Raw genomic sequence first — 20,328 nt, forward strand, 5'->3', positions numbered from 1 at the left:
TTCTGATAACTGACCGACGACACCACTGAGAATGGTTGATGATTTATTGTCCTCATTTAAAATATAATCAAAACGACTTCGAAGTCAATATAAATGTTAAAAAGTTGCTAATGAAATTAAATCTCGTTTCTTGTTTTTTTATTAAACCATTTAAAATCAGTGTGTTGATGCTAGGTTTTTTTGTTCTGTTGGGCTTTATGTTGCCTTTTGTGTGTGATTTCGAAGTATTGTTGTGCTGATAAGGTTGTTTCACAAGTGGCGGCAAAACAACCCGCGTGCCTGAAACCGAAGGAGTCAGGCTCATAGATCCCGCTATATTGAAGTGGTTCGGGCCAGAACATCTAAACCTTGCTGTTTGAGCCAATAAGGAATGTCCATAAATACCCAGTTCTCTGCCAGCTTATTGCCTTGGCGGGAGTACACATCCACAACGCGCATATCTGCACGAATATTCGAAGCAGGAAGTCCCAGAAACCCTCCGCCAGCGGTGTTAGACAAGTTCGGCCAGCCGAAGAAACAGGCAAACTCTCCCTCTGCAAAACGGCATACATGCCCGTTAAAGACCTTGTCTTTGAGGCCCTGCCGAAAAGGATACTGATGCTGTTGTTGATAGCGTTCAATGGTATAAGAGGCGCCAATACCAGCAGGACCATACCAAAGCATATCTGGTGACCAGCACTTGGCTAACAACTCTGGTGGGCACTGATCATTACCAGATTTATTAAGCTGATCTAAGTCCGCCACCATTTGATTCACCAGAGCAAGGGTTCTATCAGACTCGCCGGGATCCTGCTGATTAAACAGTAAGCCGTTATGGTGCATGGGGCCGGGATAAACAAAACTGTTGCCGGTCTCCGCTGGTAGCGGGTTCAGGCCGGCCTGTTTCATCAGAGCTATCCAGTCCATAAAGACGGCATGAGCCGTTATTTTGTTATCTTCTACTTTGAAAAATTCAGCATATCGCAGCATGGTCAGCTTGCCAGTTGGAGGGATTTTTAGAAAAGCTTTATCAAACAAGCCCATATAATGCCCCATGCTCATTACCCAGCAACTTCCGTCAGCTTCATTGATGCCTGCCATAAACACGTCCTGCCTTCTATGCAAAGCCGTAAAATTGTTTTTTAGTGGCTGCCACAAAGACGTGGTTAAAGCAGCAGGTGACTGTTCCTGATCAAAGGGGTAACAGGCGTATATTTTTGCATCCGAAGTAAAGTGCAGCTCTGTAACGGCCTGGATTGAGTCGGCTTCAGCCTTATCAAATTCTTCTATATATTGCCTGACCAGATTCTTCTCATGACTGAAATCCATGCTTATCTCCTTAAAGTGGGGTTGGATAAAAATTCTCTAAAGAACTGATGACTTCGAAGTCATTATGTAATAGATTAGTTAATATTGTAAACAATCAGACTCAATGACAAGCAAAAAGAGTTCATATCATGACTGAGAGTTTTGGAGCTTTAAACTGGTCCATCCTGGGCATTTATATTGTCGCTAACCTGTTGTTAGGTTTTATAATCGGCAGGAAAATAAACACATCAGACGATTTCTATCTGGGTCAGAAGCAGACCCCATGGTGGGCTATTGGCATTTCTGTCATTGCCACCTATGTCAGTGCTATGACCTTTCTCGGAGCTCCCGCCTGGGCATATTCAGATGGGCTTTCCGTGATAGCTCTGCACCTGAATTACCCTTTAGTGATTATGGCAGTTATCATCATATTTTTTCCGTTTTTCTATAACTCGGGCGTCGCATCCATCTACGAGTATCAGGAAAAGCGTTTTGGAAAAAGGGCGAGGGGACTGGTTTCCGGGATCTGGATTATCAGCCAGATTATGAGCTCTGCGGCTATCCTCTATGGCACGTCTTTGGTGCTGTCGTTTATTACTGGTGTACCGGTAACCTGGGCAATCATTATCGTCACGCTGATAGCGCTGATTTACACCATGATGGGCGGCATCACTGCGGTAATCTGGACCGATGTCATTCAGTCGGTGATCCTTTTTGCCGGCGCAGGAATTATTATGTACGCCCTGATCAGCACAGGGGATACGTCCATCGGTGAGTCATTGTCGACGCTCAAATCGCAGGGCAAACTGGATCCGCTGAATTGGGACTTTGACATCACCGAGGAAACGACAATCTGGAGTGGCATTGTGGCCATGACGCTGTATCACATCACTGTCTATGGCACTAACCAGATGATGGTGCAACGTACTTTGGCGGCTAAAAACATTGGCGATGCAAAAAAGTCATACCTGCTGATGGGCTTTTGTGCCTTCTTTATTTACCTGTTCTTTATTGTATTAGGGGTACTCTTTTACGATTTTTACCAGGGTCGGGAATTTGAAAACAGTAACACTATTATTTTGCAGTTTGCCGCCGACTACGGCATGCCGGGACTGATGGGGATCATTGCCGCCGCTGTAATGGCCGCATCGATGTCCAGTCTGGATTCGTCATTTAACTCTCTTTCTACGGTAGCAACAGTAGATTTTTATCGTAAATATTTAAAAACTGATGCTACAGAGAACCATTATCTGAAGGTTTCGCGACTGTTCACTGTTATTTTTGCCGTCATTATCGTATTCCCGGCTATTGGTTATCATCTGTTCAGTGAGGGATCCATTCTGGAAGTTCTCAGTAAGGTGGGCTCCTATTTTGTCGGTGCGCAGATGGGGATGTTCTTCCTCGGGTTTTTCTCAAAACATACCAGTGAGAACGGGTTGATAGTCGGAACAGTATCCGGATTTATTATTGTTGCACTGGTGGCATTGAATTCTGATGTTGCCTGGCCCTGGTATTGTCTTATCGGCGCCACTGCAAATATTGTTATTTCCACTGTCGCCAGCTTACTGATAGACGGGCCCAGTAAGCGTTACTCTGAATATACAGTTATTGGCCAGCAACGGTATTTCAAAGCCAATAATCTGGCTGAAAAGGAGGGCGGCTGGTATAAGGTTCCGGGAAGAGTCGACAGGGTAAATTACCTTCTGTTTGGCTTCTTCCTGGTCACATTAGCCTTCTTATTTTCCATTCAGTTTTTAGTCTCATAAAGCTGAACTGATTCTCGTCCGGCCTTAAGGAGGACCCATTTTATGACTCAGCCTACTACATCTGAGGTGTTGCACTGGCAGACTATTAACGGTCTGCTGCATCCGACCCGTCCAAAGAATCAAGCTCTGGTTGGATTTGATCATGAATTTGTGGATATCGCCGATTTTATCCTGCGAATTACCCACAGAATCTGGGAGCAGAAAAACATCGGCTTGTGCTACGACTACTATGAAGATCACTGCCCGGTGCATACACTGGGGGCATACTGTGACTCAGTGGAAACTGTGGTACAAAACACGCTCAGAACCATTGCTTCATTCCCGGATCGTTCACTTATCGGCGAGAACGTTATCTGGAGTGAAGAGCCTGATGAGGTATATTACTCCTCTCACCGCATTACCAGTATTATGACTAATCAGGGCCCGTCTGAGTTTGGCCCGCCTACCTATAAGACCGGTCGGGTTACTACTATTGCCGATTGTCTGTGCAAGGACAACAAGATTTACTACGAATGGCTGATGCGCGACAACAGCTTTCTGGTAAAACAGTTGGGCATTGACCCTGTAGATGCGGCCATGTTTCAGGCGCAGCAACAACCGGGGCAAATCTTTAATCACTGGCTGAAAAGTGAATATCAGCGTACCCGTGACGGCCAGGCAATGGCCTGCGATACAAGGAACACAGACACACAGTGGGCGGAGTTCGCTGACGGGTGGGCAGAGCAGATTTTTAATCACAAGTGTTTAAACCGGCTCAGTGATTTCTATCATCCCTGTGCGCAAGTGCAGTGGCCAGGCGGAAGACAGGCGACGGGACTTGCAGCCATCTCCGGATTACTGACCCAATGGTTAGCGACTTGTCCTGATGCTCGTATGGTTATTGATCATATTGCGGTCGTGCCCTTTGACGAAAATCGCTCTCATGTGGCCCTGCGCTGGGGGGTTTCCGGCAGTTATCAGGCCCGGGATAGCAGGCTCAAGGCTTGCAACGGTCACCCATACTATGTTCTGGGCGCGACCCATTTTGAACTGAGCGACGGGCAGATCCTGCAGGAATGGACAGTGTTCGATGAAGTGGCCGCCATCGCTAACCTGTTGCGCCATCAGTCGAAAAGAAGTGAGGATTGAATATGTATCAAGTTATCTCCCGATTTTTTACCCAGGCAGACGTAAAGTCTTTACAGCAGGCGTTGCTGCACAGTACTTGTTGGAGCCAGGGGCAGAGGCATGTTTATGGGCAGACCCAGCAAAAGCAGCTGTGGGCAAAATGGTTAGCTCATGTTGGTTTGGTTAAACAAGCCGAACCAGTGGTTATTGATACCGGAGCACAGCAACGCTTTGTGCTGTATCAGCTTAGCAATGGCGAGCGCTCATTGTCCGTTGGGGCCTGGCTATATCATAATCATAGTCATATCAAATCGCTTGAAATTGTCCTCGATACTGAGGAGCTGGCCGAGTTTTCGAATCAGAACCTAGAGCAACTTAAGGACTGGTGGCCATCACCGGATCCACTGGTTTTAAGTGATTTTGATCAGCAGTGTCACCCGCACACCCGCCACGCCGTACCAGCAGATTTACTGACTATCAAAGGTCAGCCTGTGGCTCAACTGGAGCAGTGGTGGAGCATTTGGCAGCGCTTCAACCTAGCCGCTGTCTCCCATTTATATGCTGCCGATTGTGACTGGCAGTACCCGTCGCAACAGGTCCGGAAGCCAGCCGATTTAATCACACTGGTCGCGATGATGAATACACGCTTAACCCGCAGTTATGCACAACTTGAGAAAATCCTGATAGACGCCAGCACCCAGAAAAAAGTTGCCATTGGATGGCGTATTGAGGGTGATATGTTAGACAACAATGGCAACCCTATCAGGGTACGCCTGCCGATAACCAGCTATCTTGAGTTGTCTTCACAGGGCATCACAAAAGAACGACTGTTATTTGACGAGGCAGCATTCCAGAAAGCTTTTGCGGTTGCCTCTGTGTTCAGCGGCAATGGTAAGGTTTAGTCGCAGATAGAATAGCCGCTCAGAGTTGGCAACCTCTGAGCGCATGGCGAAGGCCACTCAGCCTATCGTTTTTTGATCAAACTGTTTTCTCAGTGCCGTTGCCCCGGATAACATAAAACTATGATCAGAGCTGAGCAGAAACAGGCTCACGCCTAATTTTCGCCAGTGGGGAATTTCATCCAGATCGGCGACAAAAATGCCGGTTGAACGGCCGTGACGCCGGGCCGACTTTAGGATAACTTCAACCGCGTCTACTACTCTTGCGGCTTTGGCATCGGTTTCCCCCAGAGCCACTGTTAAATCCATACGCCCGATAAATAAGCAATCACAGCCTTCCACCCCGGCTATATCGTCGATACTTTCAAGGGCATCAATATCTTCAATCTGAGCAATAACGACCGCCTCTTTACTCGCTTCGAGATTATCCGGTAAGGTGTGGGTGGTATAACCGGCAAACCGGGTAGAGCCTGCGTAACCTCTGCCCTGATCACCATAAAAACACGCTTTGATGATTCGCTCCAGTTGCCCGGCACTTTTTACATGAGGAACCACAACGCCGTCAGCGCCAATATCCAGGGCGTTTAGTAATGTGGCATTCTCAGCATCCGCAACCCGAATCAGGACGGGTTTCTGGTTTGCATGACAAGCCAGTACGTTGGCATCCAAATCGCTGCGGTTATAAGGGGCATGCTCCGCATCCAGACACAGCACGTCCAGGGGAGTGCGACTCATCACCTCTGCCACATGGTAATGGGGGGTTTTTAGAAAAGTCCCCAGAACCGGCTCACCAGATTGAAGACGTTGTTTTAATCTTTGCATACTTGCTGCTCTCTTAGCCATTGGCTTAGTGATTCGGTTACGGCTTCGGGTTGATCCAGGCTGACAAAGTGGCCTGCTTCGGCCAGCAGTATCTGTTTCACTTGCTTTGCCCTGGCCGCCATACGCTGTTGCCCGGCTGGCGGGCACAGTGGATCTTTTTCACCACTAATAAGAAGAAAAGGTACCGATGCCACTGCGATGGTCTGATAGGAGTCCGGGCGTTCAGCAAGTACCCGCAACTGCGCTTTGTAGCCTTCAAGACCGACCTGTTGAGCCATCTCAACGATCAATTCCTGGCTTTGCGGTGTTGGGCGCGCCTGATATTTGGGTAAATAATACTGGCGCAACATATGTTCGAGCCCATCTTCTGCCGCTACTGCAAGATGTTCCCTGCGAACCATTTCCCCACCGGGTTTATCTTTATGGGCGTTGCTGGATATCAGTATTACGCCCTTTACCGTTTCGGGATGTTGGCGGAGCAACTCAAATGCCACCATCCCCCCCATGGAGAAAGCAGCCAGATAACAAGGCTGTTTTTGAGTGGCATTTAGTACGGCTGCGGCCATGTCAGTGAGGCAGTTCGCGTGACCAAAATGAACATCGATGCATTGATGCCCGTCTGCTTGCAGAGCGTTTATTGTGTGAGAAAAATGCGCATTGTTACACAGGGTGCCGGGCAAAAAAGCTATCTTACTCATCTTCACTCCTTGCTGTGGCAACCGAGTTACCTTCAATCAGGGTGCCCGGCCAGTAGCGGCTTTCCGGAGGATTGTGTGGATTTTCGATCAGGTTAACCAGTGTGTCTACAGCAGCCTTAGTCATGTAACTGGTAGGCTGGCTGACAGTCGTCAGACGGTAACTGTACCAGGCTGATGCGCTGATGCCGTCAAAGCCGACCACAGACAAATCCTCGGGAACCCGCAATTGCTGCTTCTCCCGTGCTTCATCGATAACGCCTATGGCCATGGCATCATTGGCACAGATAACAGCGGTAGGCGCCATTGCATTTTGCAGATGGCTATGCAGCGCCTGTTGGCCCGACTCATAGGAATAGTCTCCGCGTACCACCGGTACGTTATCAATGCCGTGCTGCAGCAATGCCTTTTGTGCCCCGGTTAAACGTGCTGTGGCGACGTCGGAGTCTTGGGGGCCGGCTACTATCAGATATCGGCGATGGTGGTGTCTGACCAACAAGTCCACCAGCATTTTCAGCCCCTGATCATGATTGCAGCATACGGAACTGACAGAATGATCCGGCACCTCCCTGTTATAAAGAACCACCGGAATATTATGCTGTGCGAACTGTTTTACACTCTCGACCTCGAAGTGAGCGGTCAGCGCTACCACACCATCAACCTGGTAGGTCAGAATTTGCTCGATGACCCCGTCAAGTTGCTCTGCTTCATCGAGTGTGAACAACAATACCCGTTTATTGTGTAACGCAATTTGCTTGTTCAGCAGGCTTAATACGTCAGGGAAGTTGAGGTTAGCCCGTGAAGATACGATCACCGCTATCATCCCGGAACTTTGGTTGATCAACATTCTGGCAATCGCATTAGGCCTGTAACCCAGCCTGTCGGCAGTTTTAAGCACCTTCTCCCGGGTTTTTTCAGAAACACTGACCCCGGGACGAAATACCCGGGAGACAGCCGATTGCGACACCCCGGCTTCCCGGGCCACATCATAAGAGGTCACGCGTTTATTTTTACTCAATTAGCTTTTCCTATAGCGTCTTATTCGAATATCGGCCTGTTCCTTATGCCCGGCAAAGCCTTCAATAGCGCATAAACGCGAGCAATACTCGCCTACTGCCACTGATGCTTCTTCAGTTATGTGCTGGAAGGTGCAGGTCTTGAGGAACTTACCCACCCACAGACCACCAGTATATCGGCCCGCTCCCTTGGTGGGTAGCGTATGATTTGTGCCGATACATTTGTCACCATAAGCTACATTGGTCTCAGGCCCAAGGAAAAGTGCTCCGAAGTTACGCATACCTTCGCGGAAACTGTCTGCATTGCGAAGCATAATCTGCACATGTTCAAATGCCAGGTTGTTGGCTACCTCTAACATTTCTTCATGGGTATCACAGACTATCACCTCTCCGTAGTCACGCCATGCTGCGCCTGCTACTTCGCCGGTCGACAGAATCTGTAGCTGGCGCTCAACTTCACGCATCGTATCCTCAGCCAGTTGTTGGCAATTGGTCAGCAATACTGCTGGTGAATTCGGCCCGTGTTCCGCCTGTCCGAGCAGATCGGCGGCACAAAGCTCTCCATCAACACTGTCATCAGCGATCACGAGCGTCTCGGTAGGGCCGGCAAAAAGATCGATACCAACACGTCCGAACAGTTGCCGTTTAGCTTCTGCCACAAAGGCGTTGCCTGGGCCAACAATCATAGACACCGGCTCGATGTTTTCGGTGCCGACTGCCATTGCTGCGATGGCCTGTACGCCACCGAAGGTGTAAATTTCATCAGCGCCGGCCATATCCATAGCCACAATAACTGCAGGTGAGGGCTTGCCGTTGAATGGCGGTGTTGCAGCAATGACACGTTTGACGCCAGCCACTTTGGCCGTTATTACACTCATATGTGCTGAGGCGACCAGCGGATATTTACCCCCGGGAATATAACAACCGACACTGTCTACGGGAATATGACGATGCCCCAGAGTGACGCCTGGTAATGTTTCAACTTCCACATCTTTCATCGACGCCCGCTGTATGTCTGCAAAGTTTCTTACCTGCTGCTGAGCCCATTTAATATCATTAATAACATCCTCACTAAGCTCTGCATAACAGGCATCGATCTCTTCTCGTGAAAGCCTGAAAGACTCCGGAGTCCACTTGTCAAACTTGTTTGAGTATCGCTGTACCGCAGATTCTCCTTCATTTTCTATTTCTTTTATAATTCCCTCGACAATTTCTTTAACATTCTGATTATCAATGTTTTTATCGTCTTTATTTTTTCCGGATTTTAAGTATTTGATCATCTCTTACCTCTGGCAGGATTGGTTTGTATTTACAATAAATTCATACTATTTTAGCTTGAATTTGACATAAAAGTACATAATAATGACTTCGAATGCAATGTTAAATTTAAAGGTGTCTTTATGGGATTTTCTCCATCACTGTTAGACGGCAAAAAAATACTGATTACGGGTGCCGGAAAGGGTATCGGCCGTGCCTGTGCCCTGATGGCATCAGAATGTGGTGCTCAGGTGATCGCAGTAGCGAGAACTGAATCTGACTTAAAAGGCATGCAGGAGTGCTGCACAGGCTCTGTTGAGTACTGGGTAGGCGATGTTACCCGCGATGAACTTTGTAACAGGATTCACAATCTTGACTCGCTGGATGGTCTGATTAATAACGCCGGGCTTAACCGGGTTGCTCCGATGATTGAACAAACCGATGAAAACATCGATGCCGTTATTCAACTGAATATCCGCTCTGCCTACAAAATCGCCCAGGCGGCTATCAGTCCTATGCTGCGGGCGCAGTCCGGGAGCATCGTAAATATGTCATCTCAGATGGGTTTTGTTGGCTCGCCAGGACGAACCCTTTACTGCATGAGCAAGCATGCTATTGAGGGGCTAACCAAAGCGATGGCGGTCGAGCTGGGAGTGAGTAACATCCGGGTCAATACGGTTGCACCGACTTTTATCAAAACCCCAATGACCGAGCCCATGCTCGATGATCCTGAGTTCAGAAAAATGGTGATGTCTAACATCCCCCTTAATCATCTCGGAACAGTGGATGATGTGGCTAATGCCTGCATCTTTTTGCTGAGCTCTCTTTCCAACACAACCACCGGCAGTTGCGTCAAAGTTGACGGTGGCTGGACCGCACACTAATCAGGAGTACAACATGAAATCTGTGCAACAGCGCCTGGTGCGCTATAGCGATTTGATTCCCTGCAAAAATGCTTTCATTGATACCCGCTCGCCGGGCAGTGACAAAAAAGAGAACTTTACCATTATCGGTCCCGGAGTCTCGGAGAATCCGGACCAACACATTCATATTACTGTAGCGCACGGATTCAATATAGGAGGTGCCCGCCAGCCACCAGGCTGCCTGAACTCTCAGCACAGTCATCTGACTGAAGAATTTTTTGTCGTTGAAAGAGGCCAGTGGGCGTTTACCAGCGGTGTGAACGCCGATGATGGTCGGGTGGTTTTGAATGAAGGTGATGTGATATCCATTCCCATGGATATTTTTCGTGGGTTTGAAAATGTGGGCAATGATCTCGGCTATCTTTACGCGGTGTTGGGAGGAGATGACCCCGGACGGGTATTATGGGTGCCGAGTGTATTTGAGATGGCACGGGTATATGGGTTGATTCTGCTCGAAAATGGAGCGCTGGTGGATACCAGGGCCGGGCAGAAGGTACCTGAGGGTGTAAGGCCTATGCCCGTCACAAGTGAAGAGCAGGTGAAGGCGCATCGCATCGTAACCGATGACGACCTGGAAAAGGTTGTACTGCGCTATAACGCTTTTGATTGGCACGCTGACTCCGCTCTGGTCAGGAATTCAGATGCGCAGGAAGCCCCATTGGTTGGGCCTGCTTCAGAGGCAGAGCAACTCGGGGAGTCGAATCTTAACTGGGAGCATGGTTTTGCAGTTCGCGCGCTGAAACTGCCCGCCGGTGCGGCTATTGCCGCTCATACCCGAGCCGAAGAGGAAGTGCTCATGGTGCACCAGGGCGAACTCAGTGTAAGCACAGGCGGTGAGACTATTATCCTGCGCAAAAGCGATAATTTTACTACCCCTATAGGTGCGGTGCGCCAGTTTGAAAATACCGGCGATCAACCCTGTGTAGTCTATATCACTCGTCGCGGTAATCAGCCTCAGGCACCGATATTCTGTTAATTCCTCAAGAGGGCTACTATGATCACTAACAATCAACATTTTAAATCCCTGATGGCGCCCTACACGGAGGCCATGTACAACTTTTCTCTCGATACGCTGGTGCGTATTAGCCAGGATCTGTTTCACCCGGCCGCAAGCATCAATTTTTGCGTGCCATTTGACTCGATGACCGGAGCCAGCACCTTACTGGAAAACGTCTACGAACCCTTGTCTAAAGCTGTTCCCGATCTGGAGCGGCGCGATACCATCGCTGTTGCTGGTGAAGATGGGCAGGGGCAGCAATGGGTTGGTTATTGCGGCTATTACACGGGGCTGTTTAATGCACCCTGGTTAGGTATTCCTGCGACCGGCCAGCAAATGCATATGCGCTTCCATGAGTTCTACCGGTTTGAAGACAATAAAGTGGTTGAGGTACAGGCTATCTGGGACCTGCCGGAGCTGATGATGCAGGCTAACGCCTGGCCCATGTCCCCAAGTTTGGGGCGTGAATGGCACGTTCCGGCCCCGAAAACGCAGGATGGCATACAGGAAAGAGAAGAGGATCCCGCGTTAACACAACAAAGCCATCAGCTGGTGGAGGCTATGTTAAAAAGCCTGGGCAAATATGCCGAGGGAGGTGTGGACGCCATGCAACTGGAACAATACTGGCACCCGAAAGCCAGTTGGTACGGGCCCTCTGGCATTGGCACCGGGCGTGGTATCCGGGGCTTTCGTCAGGTTCATCAGAGGGCTTTTTTACAAGGTATGCCAGATCGCAACGGCGATCCTGACAACGGTCATTTATTTTCCCAGAACAATTATGTGGCTTTTACCGGCTGGCCGGGTATGCATATGACCATCTCTGAGGATGGCTGGCTGGGTATTCCTCCGGTCAACAAAAGAATCACCATGCGCAGTCTGGATTTCTGGCGCAACGAGAAGGGTATGATACGTGAAAACTGGGTGCTGATTGATCTGCTTCACGTCTATCGGCAAATCGGGGTGGATGTGCTTGCCCGATTACGCCAACTGGTAGATAACAAACGTTGCTGACATGGCCGCTGAGGTCAGGATAGGGCTGGCCTTAAAAGTGCGTCTATTATCCCCCGGAGGTAATGCCTTTGCTCTTCCCTCGCATGTATTCCACGCTGGAGGAAGCTTTCGCCCTGTTGCTGGCCGCCATGCTGCTCTCGCTGGGAGTAACCTTCTTTGAGGCCAGCAGTGCTATCAGCGGTGGCCTGACAGGCCTGACCATGCTGTTGGTTGATTATGTGCCGGTAAGTTTTGGTACTCTGCTGGTGATATTGAACCTGCCCTTTTATCTGCTGGCTTATTTCAGGATCGGCAAAGTCGTTGCCTTTAAAAGCGTGTTCTGTTCCTCGCTGGTGTCTTTGTGTGTGGATCACATGTGGAGTGTGTTGGATATTGCTTATATTCATCCTCTTTATGCGGCCGTTGCCGGCGGGATGTTATTCGGATGCGGCCTGCTGATACTGCTGCGCCACAACGGCTCTCTGGGTGGTTTCACCATCCTCGCGATGTATATGGAAAGGCGCTGGAGCATTCATATTGGCCGGACGCAGCTTATAATTGACATCCTGATAATAAGTCTTAGTTATATTCACGCTTCGCTGATGGGGCTGATATTGTCCTGCCTTGCGGTTAGTTTGCTTAATCTGGTGATTATACTTAATCACAAACCCCGCGGTTACCGGGGGATTGGCTAGGGAAGATCTATGGTATCCGCTCGATTTCAGCGAAATAGAGCCGTTCACTTTGTTGCTGCAACTCATCAATATGCTGGCGGGTAGCCAGTTCATTGGCAACTTTGTCAAATTGAGAGAACAGATGCTGGCAAGGGGAACGTTCAGAAAAGCTAAAGTGTACGGTGTTGGCACCCAATGAAAAGGGCGAGACAGTCAGTTGATCCTGAATACCCATCCTGGCCAGGTGGGCCTGGCCGTCATGTAAAGCCGATACAGCAAAATCAAATTTTCCCTGCAGCACTGCACCCAGCATGGCAAAATTATCTTTAAATTCCTGAGTCGTGGCCAGGCGTCGTATCTTTCGATCCAGTCTGTCACCGTAGCTGGCTCCGGCGGGAACAACGCCCTTTAATCCTTCTATATCTGCCAGCCTGGTAATAATGCCTTGATACTTTACCGGATAAAAAATTCGAATATCGTTAGTAAACAGTGCCTTTGACATCAACCAGTTTTGTTCCCGATACTGATTTGAATAGTGACCGATGATTAAATCGACTTTACCCATTTCCAGCCACAACTGTGCTCGTTTCCAGGGTAGTGGCCGGACGAAACTCAGTTCTACCGATAACTCCCTGGCGGTCTGCAGAAGCAATTCTACAGCGATGCCACTGATTCTGGAGGTATCTGAAGGGACGGCAAATGAGACCGGAAACCAGTTCTCACTGACGACCGCTTTTAACTGTTCACAAGTCTGCCGTGCCTGAACCTCCGGCTGGATGGCACAGAGGCCCAATGATGCCAGGGTGAATGTCAGAAAACACTTAAGCTGCTTTGCCATCTTTTGCACTTGTTTTAGCCAATATGCCTTAGCATAGATTACCTGAGTATAAAAAGGGGGCACTTTCTAAACCTTCTTGCGGGCTGTGGCTTCGCCGATACCGCTTGAGGCACCGGTAATCAATATCACTTTAGACATACTTGGCTCCTGTAAATAAATTCCTTTAAAGGGTGGCATAAGTCTGAAGGAGGGAAGGACACCAGGTCGGGGTAAATGAGAAGAGCGCAAAGAATACCCGAGGTGCAGTGCCGGTAAGATCGTACCTGACCGCACTGCGTCTTCGGGATTAACCTTACAGTAAGCTGAATATCTCCTTCAGTACTATTTTGGCGTCGCCTCTTGGCAGACAGGCCCGCATTGCGTCTTTTACGAACAGCAGTCGCTCAGTCTCAACATTGTCGGTGATAATTTCTTTGTCACCGCGCAGGATGCGGGTGCTGCAGTTGATACTATCAGAGCCGTTTTCTGTGTAATGTACTTCAACTTTATCCGTGATCCTGACCAGCATCTGATAGGGATAATCCTGCTCCGTCAGAAAGGTATTCTGATTGACTTCCTGTGCCAGAGTTATGGGTGTATGGGAAGTCAGTAGTAGTAACAAAATGACATAATATGCACTTTTCATAGAAACATCCTTTGGTTATGAGGCGTTTCAAATGTAGAGTGGTAGGTGAAATCAGTAAAACTAAAAGCATTTATTTGTACATTAAGAAAATCTTAATGGTTAAATTTTAAGATGTTCCAGGGTGTCCCTGATACAGCCTTGCGATTCATTTTCAGACTCTGACGGTTCTGCTTTCATATCCCGGGGATCCAGTACCTGTAAAATAAAATCTTTCAATGCCAGTGTTACCTCGCTGGCCGATGAATTCAGCATCAGGCTGGTTTGTGCGTTGCCAATTTCAGGTAAACGATTTGTATGTCCGAGCTTTTTCAATGGTGGCTTAACCAGGCTTTCGGGCACAGCCGCAACAGCCAGATCGGCCATCACTGCAGCCAGCTGGCCGGTACAGTTTTCGCTGGAGTAGGCGATGCGATAATCGATACCCGCCTCGTCCAGCGCCTCAAGGGCTAATGTGCGCCAGGGGCAGCCATGCTCCGCCAACGCCAGCGGCAGAGATGACTGATGTATAACGTTGCTGTTCTTATTGACGGCCCACACCAGTTTCTCCAGGCGCACAGTTTTGAGTATCGTATCGGGTGTGACATGCAGATTATGAGATACCAGAGCGAGGTCGATTTCACCATTTTCAAAGCGTTGTTTAATCTCAATACTTTTGCCTAACACCACATCCACCTGTACCGATGGATGTGATTTGGCAAATTGCGAGAGGATAGCGGGCAGTTCATGGGTGCCATACTGCTCTGGCATACCTAAGGTCACTTTGCCGTTCAATCTGGGGCACAGAAACTGACTCACGAGCTCTTCATTGAGTTTAAGCAGTTGCCTGCTGTATCTGAGCAATAGTTCGCCGTCAGGGGTCAGTGCAATGGAACGCGACATTCGCTCCAGCAGTTTGCGCTGTAAAACTTCTTCTAACTTTTTTACCTGCATGCTGATGGCAGCCGGGGTGCGAAATACGATTCTTGCGGCTTTGGTCATACTGCCGGTTTCCGCAATTGCCACAAAGCTTCTGAGCATATCAGGATCCAGGGTGGGCAATACGGCGCTGCGGCAAGTTTGTGTTGAGGGCGTTGTGGTGCTCATGATATTGGCCTGTTGTGAACAGATAAACAGGGCCTGTTCGCAACAGGCCCTGTTTACTTTAACATTAAGAAATTCTTAACTCTATAGTTCGCTTTATCAGATTAACTTAATCAATTACGAACAGTCTGGGCTGTTATCTCTGTTCAGTACTGACTTTTAAAACCTCTCAACCTTAACGCATTGGTCAGCACAAACACACTGGACAAGGCCATGGCCCCTGCCGCCAGCATGGGTGAAAGCAGGATACCAAACCACGGATACAACAGGCCCGCAGCCACCGGAATTAAAGCGGCGTTGTAGGCAAAGGCCCAGAACAGATTCTGGCGTATATTGCGTAATGTGGCACGACTGATGGCAAAGGCATTAACTACACCACGCAGATCATCGCGCATCAGCACCACATCGGCTGACTCAATGGCTACATCGGTACCTGTGCCAACGGCAATCCCCACATCAGCCTCGGCCAGGGCCGGGGCATCATTAATGCCATCGCCCACAAACGCGAGCTGGCCATATCTCTGGCGCAGTTGTTTAACTGCTTCGACTTTACCGTCCGGCATTACCTCGGCCATCACATCATCAATACCCAGCTTTTTGGCAATAGCCTCGGCAGTACGGCGGTTATCACCAGTTACCATGGCCACTTTCAGCCCAAGCTGATGAAATGCTTTTACTGCTTCAACGGAGCCTTCGCGCAGGGTATCTGCCACTGCGATAACGGCAACAGTTTTGCCATCAACAGCGACATACAGCGGTGTTTTACCCTCACCGGCGAGTTTGTCGGCGGTGTCTTTAAATGCACCAAGTTCATAACCCAGTTTTTGCAGGTAGCGATCTGCGCCGATCTCCAGACGATGACCTTCAGTTTGTGCCTGCACGCCCATGCCGGCGTGGGTGTTAAAATCGCTGATTGGTGGCAATGACAGTTCCCGCTCTTTTGCGGCTCTGACAATGGCCTCGGCGATAGGATGCTCAGAGTTATCTTCAATCGCGGCCACCATCGCCAGTAACGCGTTTTCGTCCGTATCTTCGGCCACCTCGAAATCGGTCATTTCCGGTTTGCCTTTGGTCAGGGTGCCGGTTTTATCCAGCGCGATAACCGAGGCGCTGCGCAGCGTTTGCAGGGCCTCGCCTTTGCGGAACAGTACGCCATTTTCAGCTGCACGCCCGGTTCCCACCATAATCGAAACCGGCGTGGCCAGGCCCATGGCACAGGGGCAGGCAATAATCAGTACCGCGACGGCATTGACCAGCGCAAAGGTCAGCGCCGGGGATGGCCCCAGCCATAACCAGAGGGCAAAGGTCAGCAGGGCCATACATATCACCACAGGCACAAAAACCGAAGTCACTTTATCAACCAGCGCCTGAACCGGTAACCGCGTGCCCTGAGCCTGTTCCACCATACGGATGATCTGTGCCAGTACGCTGTCGGCGCCCACTTTGGTGGCGGTAACAGTCAGGGCACCATTTTTATTGACGGTACCGCCAACCACCTGATCACCAGTGTGTTTTTCCACTGGCACCGGCTCACCGGTGAGCATAGACTCATCCACCCAGGAACTGCCCTCGGTCACATCGCCATCCACCGGAATACGCTCACCGGGCCTGACGATCACCTGATCATCTTTGACCAGTTCTTCAAGGGCAATATCCTTAATCTCGCCGCTGCGTTTAACCCGTGCGGTTTTTGCCTGCATACCGACTAAGCGCCTTATAGCGTCGCCAGTGCGCCCTTTAGCGCGCGCCTCAAGAAATCGGCCAAGCAGGATCAGGGTGACGATCACCGCCGCCGCCTCAAAATACACATTCCGGGTTCCTGCGGGTAACCATTGAGGTAGAAACAGCGCCACCGATGAAAACAACCAGGCGGCTGAGGTACCCAGCGCCACCAGTGAGTTCATATCCGGTGAGCCTTTAATAAGAGCAGGAAAACCGATACGGAAAAAACGGCGGCCGGGCAGGGCAAGCACCGCGGTGGTTAAGATAAACTGAATTGTCCAGTTGGTGCTCTGGCCAAGGTTATTCATCAGCCAGTGATGAAAGGGCGCAATAAGATGGCTGCCCATCTCCATAATAAATACCGGCAGAGTAAGTATTGCCGCGAGCCACAGTGAGCGCTTCAGGCTTTGCTGCTCCTGCTGTTTATGATCTGTTCTGGTGGTCGCATCGCTGCCATGAACCCTGGAGTCGTAACCCGCTTCGCGCACCGCACTGATCAGTTGCTGCGCTGTTGTCTCACCTTCGAGTATTTCAATGCGGGCCTGTTCGGAAGCGAGATTAACGCGGGCATTGATAACACCACCGAGCTGTTGCAGTGCTTTTTCCACCTTGGCTACACAGGAAGCGCAATTCATGCCAAACAGATCCAGCGTTATCATTTCTGTGCGGGCCGGGTAACCGGCCTTTTGTAAGGCTTGCAGTACCACCGACAGCCCGGTATCGGCATCGGTTGTGACACTGGCACTTTCACTGGCCAGGTTGACGGTGGCGCTGTGCACCCCCGGCGTGTCTGTCAGTGCTTTTTCGGCCCGCTTTACGCATGAGGCGCAGCTTAAGCCGCTGAGTTGCAGGTGTAGCTCTTTGTTTGTCTGTTGACTGGCGGTCATGAGGTTTCCCCTGGTTCAATACCCGAAGCTCAGTATCGTCCTTACCATAGTGTCAGGGTCAAGGGCTATTCTATGGGATTTTCCAGCTTGCTGAGAATGGCACAGGCTGGATCATCATTGCCCTTACAGGCCTTAATCATCGACTCTAATGTTGTTTTCATCGACTTCAGTTCACGCAGCTTCTGATCGACCTCAGCCAGATGCGCCTCGGCCATTTCCTTGACGTCACGGCTTGAGCGCTGCGGGTTTTGCCACAGCTGCAATAACCCGGCAATCTGGGCAATGGAAAAGTCCAGCCGCCGCGCCTGGCGAATAAAACACAACACCTGAATATTCTGTTCACTGTATAAGCGGTATCCGGCTTCACTGCGCCCCGCCGGTGTAAATAACCCCTGTGCTTCATAGTGGCGGATCATTTTATTGCTAAGCCCGGTACGCTGCGCCGCTTCACCAATATTCATCAGATACCTTATCAGACAATGTTCAGTTTCAATCTGTGAAGGCAATAGTAGATGAAATCCATTTCTAACTCTAAATAACAATGTCTGGTGTTGTGATGCCGCTGCTCTGACTGCTTCAGTGAACCAGAGGCAGGGTCAGTGACTGAACTTAAAGCCAGGCCTGGGCATCAGGGTTCTGATTAACCAGTACAGCATAACTAAAATCACCAGTGGCGCCGGAATCCCTAACACTCCCGATTCGCGCAGAAAGTCTGGGAAGGCTTGAGCCCCGGGCCCTTCGAACAACGAACCCACAGCGATGAAATAAGATACCGACATGCGCCAGATATGCCGGGCAATGCGCTGCTTACCGGCAACATTGCCGCGCAGCAGTAAGCTGATATCCATCAGGGCCGCAAAAGCGGCGATGCCGCCAATGATAAAATAGGCATCATAGGTATAACCGTGGTAGGCACCTTCGGCACTGTTCATGGCCTCAACACCTATGCCAAGGCAGATGCTGGCGATAGTGAGAATAAACACACAGCTGATTATTTCAAAGGGGCCACGGCCCAGCTGTTTTTTATTTGCCGCGTGCCAGGCAGTGATAACCAGGTAGGCGGTCAGGCCCGCCGCAAACACATTGATTGCCTGAGGTAACATCAGCGCTGCTGCGCCCCCGGCTGATGCCATTATCAGCATGGTTATAAGGTAAATTTTACCGGCGCGGATATGCCAGGTTTTGCCTTTCTTAGCTGTAAGTGCAATAAAGCCTGCTAAAACGGCGGCAGTGCCGAAGATAACGTGAACCCACATAATGACCGACATATTATGTTCTTCCTTTGATTTGTGTTGAGGTGCCGGTGTAATCTGCATGAATCCGCGAGGGTTGTCGTCCTGGCGTGACGGCGAAGACAGGTATTGACTGTCTCTGTGAGCAGGCGGACAGGTATCTAGCGCTGTCGTGGATGGGTTTTGGCTATACGATGAGTATGCAAAATGGGTAATGACTAAACATGGAAAATACAGCAAGCAACCTGGTGTTCGACATCACCCTGGCAACCGCAGGACAGATTTTACTGGCGGTGACGCTGATTTTTTCACGCTCCTCATCGCCGGTATCGCATAAGTTTCTTGCGGCCGTACTGCTGACGTTACTGGTGTTAATAGCCCGCCCCGTTGTCGATGTTTATGCTCCGGCTGGCCGGGTGCTGTCATTGTTGCTGATGTTACCGGCCCTGCTTAGCTTAGGGCCATTACTGTGGTTTTATATCGCCTCACTGACCAGCGAAAAGCCCTGGCAGTGGCAGAACAAAAATTTCAGGCATTTTGCGCTGGCGATAATCGGCGCAGTTTGTGCGCTGCTTACCGGCTTGCTGCCCGATGAAATCAAAATCCCTCTGCTGACAAACGGCACAGGCGACATGAGCGGATATGTTGGTGCGCTGATGATTGCGGTATTCACGTTGGTAATGGGCTGGATTGCGCAATCTGGCTACTATCTGGTACGAATTGTTAAAAGACTGAAACGTTATCGTCAAACCCTGAAACAACAGTTTGCCAATAACGAAAACCGCGAACTGCACTGGATCACCCTGTTGATGGGGGGCTTGGGCGTTGCCTGGGTGCTGGCCGCGCTGTCGGTGATCACTGACAACCTTTACCTTGATGCTGTGCTCAGCCGCGAGGGTGGGGCGTGGATGGTATGGGCACTGGTTTGGTTATTATCGGCTTGGGGTTTGTGGCAGCGTCCGGGCTTTGAAGGCCACTATCTGGCGCCGCAGGAGGTTATTACGCCAGTTTTGGCAACAGAAAATGCTGCTAAATATCAGCGTTCCTCCCTGGGCGACGAACAGTCAAAACGCATTGCTGACAAGCTGGAAAACGCCATGCGCGACGACAAGCTGTATCTTGACTCTGACATTTCTCTGACCAGGCTGGCCAGAGCCATTGGCGTAACCCCAAATTATCTGTCGCAGACCCTGAATGAGACCCTCGGCCAGACCTTCTTTGATTACATCAACAGCTGGCGTATAGAGGCCGCCAAACCCCTGATTCTGGCCAATCAGCAATCGGTATTGGATGTGGCACTAAGTGTTGGTTTTAACGCCCGCTCGTCATTCTATAAAGCCTTTAAACTGTATACCGGCATGACGCCAAGTGAATACCGGCAGCAGGTACTGGCGTAATCAGTCTCTGATCAGTCACGGCAAGTGCAGTATAAGTATTAAGACCAGCTCCATTAAGCCTCGCTCACCAGGAGCCTGACGTCTGTTTTACCCGCAAGGCCTCTGGTCACCTTG

The 20,328-nt window shown here is 50.0% G+C and carries 19 protein-coding genes; 8 read left to right on the forward strand and 11 right to left on the reverse strand.

Going from position 1 to position 20,328, the window contains the following annotated elements; all coding sequences use genetic code 11:
- Window positions 1-312 precede the first annotated feature (312 nt).
- A complete protein-coding gene (locus CDA54_RS13740) occupies window positions 313-1,308 on the reverse strand; it encodes a nuclear transport factor 2 family protein (RefSeq protein ID WP_099035596.1) in 996 nt (331 codons plus the stop codon).
- 128 nt (window positions 1,309-1,436) lie between these two features.
- Between CDA54_RS13740 and CDA54_RS13745 the strand changes: the two genes are divergently transcribed.
- The 3 genes from CDA54_RS13745 to CDA54_RS13755 are packed head-to-tail and all read left to right on the forward strand — an operon-like array spanning window position 1,437 to window position 5,062.
- The gene (locus CDA54_RS13745; protein WP_099035597.1) at window positions 1,437-3,053 is read left to right on the forward strand and encodes a sodium:solute symporter family protein; all 1,617 of its coding nucleotides are present in this window, start codon (window positions 1,437-1,439) and stop codon (window positions 3,051-3,053) included.
- Window positions 3,054-3,095: 42 nt separating this feature from the next.
- On the forward strand, window positions 3,096-4,181 hold the full coding sequence (locus CDA54_RS13750; RefSeq protein ID WP_099035598.1) for a nuclear transport factor 2 family protein: 1,086 nt from the start codon (window positions 3,096-3,098) through the stop codon (window positions 4,179-4,181).
- A 2-nt stretch (window positions 4,182-4,183) separates the two neighbouring features.
- Entirely contained in the window at window positions 4,184-5,062 is an 879-nt protein-coding gene (locus CDA54_RS13755) for a nuclear transport factor 2 family protein (RefSeq protein WP_099035599.1), read from the forward strand.
- Window positions 5,063-5,119: 57 nt separating this feature from the next.
- Here CDA54_RS13755 and CDA54_RS13760 read toward each other — a convergent pair whose 3' ends face one another.
- From CDA54_RS13760 to hisD, 4 genes are read right to left on the reverse strand one after another with little or no spacing between them, the layout of a single operon-like run.
- Complete coding sequence (locus CDA54_RS13760; RefSeq protein WP_099035600.1) at window positions 5,120-5,881, reverse strand: HpcH/HpaI aldolase family protein; 762 nt, start codon at window positions 5,879-5,881, stop codon at window positions 5,120-5,122.
- On the reverse strand, window positions 5,869-6,579 hold the full coding sequence (locus tag CDA54_RS13765; protein ID WP_099035601.1) for an alpha/beta fold hydrolase: 711 nt from the start codon (window positions 6,577-6,579) through the stop codon (window positions 5,869-5,871). The genes CDA54_RS13760 and CDA54_RS13765 overlap by 13 nt, the downstream gene beginning before the upstream one ends.
- Window positions 6,572-7,594, reverse strand: coding sequence for a LacI family DNA-binding transcriptional regulator (locus tag CDA54_RS13770; protein ID WP_099035602.1), 1,023 nt, complete (start codon window positions 7,592-7,594; stop codon window positions 6,572-6,574). The genes CDA54_RS13765 and CDA54_RS13770 overlap by 8 nt, the downstream gene beginning before the upstream one ends.
- Window positions 7,595-8,872 carry a histidinol dehydrogenase gene (hisD, locus tag CDA54_RS13775; protein ID WP_099035603.1) on the reverse strand — a complete coding sequence of 426 codons (1,278 nt, stop codon included), beginning with the start codon at window positions 8,870-8,872 and terminating at the stop codon, window positions 7,595-7,597. It lies immediately after the preceding gene.
- Between the two features lie 120 nt (window positions 8,873-8,992).
- Between hisD and CDA54_RS13780 the strand changes: the two genes are divergently transcribed.
- From CDA54_RS13780 to CDA54_RS13795, 4 genes are all read left to right on the forward strand, one after another.
- A complete protein-coding gene (locus CDA54_RS13780) occupies window positions 8,993-9,733 on the forward strand; it encodes an SDR family NAD(P)-dependent oxidoreductase (RefSeq protein ID WP_099035604.1) in 741 nt (246 codons plus the stop codon).
- 13 nt (window positions 9,734-9,746) lie between these two features.
- On the forward strand, window positions 9,747-10,748 hold the full coding sequence (locus CDA54_RS13785) for a cupin domain-containing protein (protein ID WP_099035605.1): 1,002 nt from the start codon (window positions 9,747-9,749) through the stop codon (window positions 10,746-10,748).
- An 18-nt stretch (window positions 10,749-10,766) separates the two neighbouring features.
- Window positions 10,767-11,780 (forward strand): ester cyclase, encoded by a 1,014-nt coding sequence (locus tag CDA54_RS13790; protein ID WP_099035606.1) that lies wholly within the window; start codon window positions 10,767-10,769, stop codon window positions 11,778-11,780.
- Between the two features lie 62 nt (window positions 11,781-11,842).
- On the forward strand, window positions 11,843-12,454 hold the full coding sequence (locus tag CDA54_RS13795; protein ID WP_099035607.1) for a YitT family protein: 612 nt from the start codon (window positions 11,843-11,845) through the stop codon (window positions 12,452-12,454).
- Window positions 12,455-12,461: 7 nt separating this feature from the next.
- Here CDA54_RS13795 and CDA54_RS13800 read toward each other — a convergent pair whose 3' ends face one another.
- The 6 genes from CDA54_RS13800 to CDA54_RS13825 all read right to left on the reverse strand — a co-directional run bounded on the left by CDA54_RS13800 (window position 12,462) and on the right by CDA54_RS13825 (window position 18,853).
- Window positions 12,462-13,271: a substrate-binding periplasmic protein gene (locus CDA54_RS13800; protein WP_143452297.1), complete on the reverse strand. Its 810-nt coding sequence runs from the start codon at window positions 13,269-13,271 to the stop codon at window positions 12,462-12,464.
- Between the two features lie 292 nt (window positions 13,272-13,563).
- Complete coding sequence (locus CDA54_RS13805) at window positions 13,564-13,896, reverse strand: hypothetical protein (protein WP_099035609.1); 333 nt, start codon at window positions 13,894-13,896, stop codon at window positions 13,564-13,566.
- A 99-nt stretch (window positions 13,897-13,995) separates the two neighbouring features.
- Window positions 13,996-14,979 carry a LysR substrate-binding domain-containing protein gene (locus tag CDA54_RS13810; RefSeq protein WP_099035610.1) on the reverse strand — a complete coding sequence of 328 codons (984 nt, stop codon included), beginning with the start codon at window positions 14,977-14,979 and terminating at the stop codon, window positions 13,996-13,998.
- A 143-nt stretch (window positions 14,980-15,122) separates the two neighbouring features.
- Window positions 15,123-17,585 carry a heavy metal translocating P-type ATPase gene (locus CDA54_RS13815; RefSeq protein ID WP_099035611.1) on the reverse strand — a complete coding sequence of 821 codons (2,463 nt, stop codon included), beginning with the start codon at window positions 17,583-17,585 and terminating at the stop codon, window positions 15,123-15,125.
- 65 nt (window positions 17,586-17,650) lie between these two features.
- Window positions 17,651-18,046 carry a Cu(I)-responsive transcriptional regulator gene (cueR, locus tag CDA54_RS13820; protein ID WP_180237221.1) on the reverse strand — a complete coding sequence of 132 codons (396 nt, stop codon included), beginning with the start codon at window positions 18,044-18,046 and terminating at the stop codon, window positions 17,651-17,653.
- Window positions 18,047-18,181: 135 nt separating this feature from the next.
- Complete coding sequence (locus CDA54_RS13825; RefSeq protein WP_143452299.1) at window positions 18,182-18,853, reverse strand: DUF2306 domain-containing protein; 672 nt, start codon at window positions 18,851-18,853, stop codon at window positions 18,182-18,184.
- A gap of 188 nt (window positions 18,854-19,041) precedes the next feature.
- Here CDA54_RS13825 and CDA54_RS13830 point away from each other — a divergent pair, with 188 nt between their 5' ends.
- Window positions 19,042-20,214, forward strand: a complete 1,173-nt coding sequence (locus tag CDA54_RS13830; protein ID WP_099035613.1) for a helix-turn-helix domain-containing protein — start codon at window positions 19,042-19,044, stop codon at window positions 20,212-20,214.
- Window positions 20,215-20,328 lie beyond the last annotated feature (114 nt).

It is taken from the genome of Lacimicrobium alkaliphilum (assembly GCF_002591895.1).
In the GTDB taxonomy this organism is placed as follows: domain Bacteria; phylum Pseudomonadota; class Gammaproteobacteria; order Enterobacterales; family Alteromonadaceae; genus Lacimicrobium; species Lacimicrobium alkaliphilum.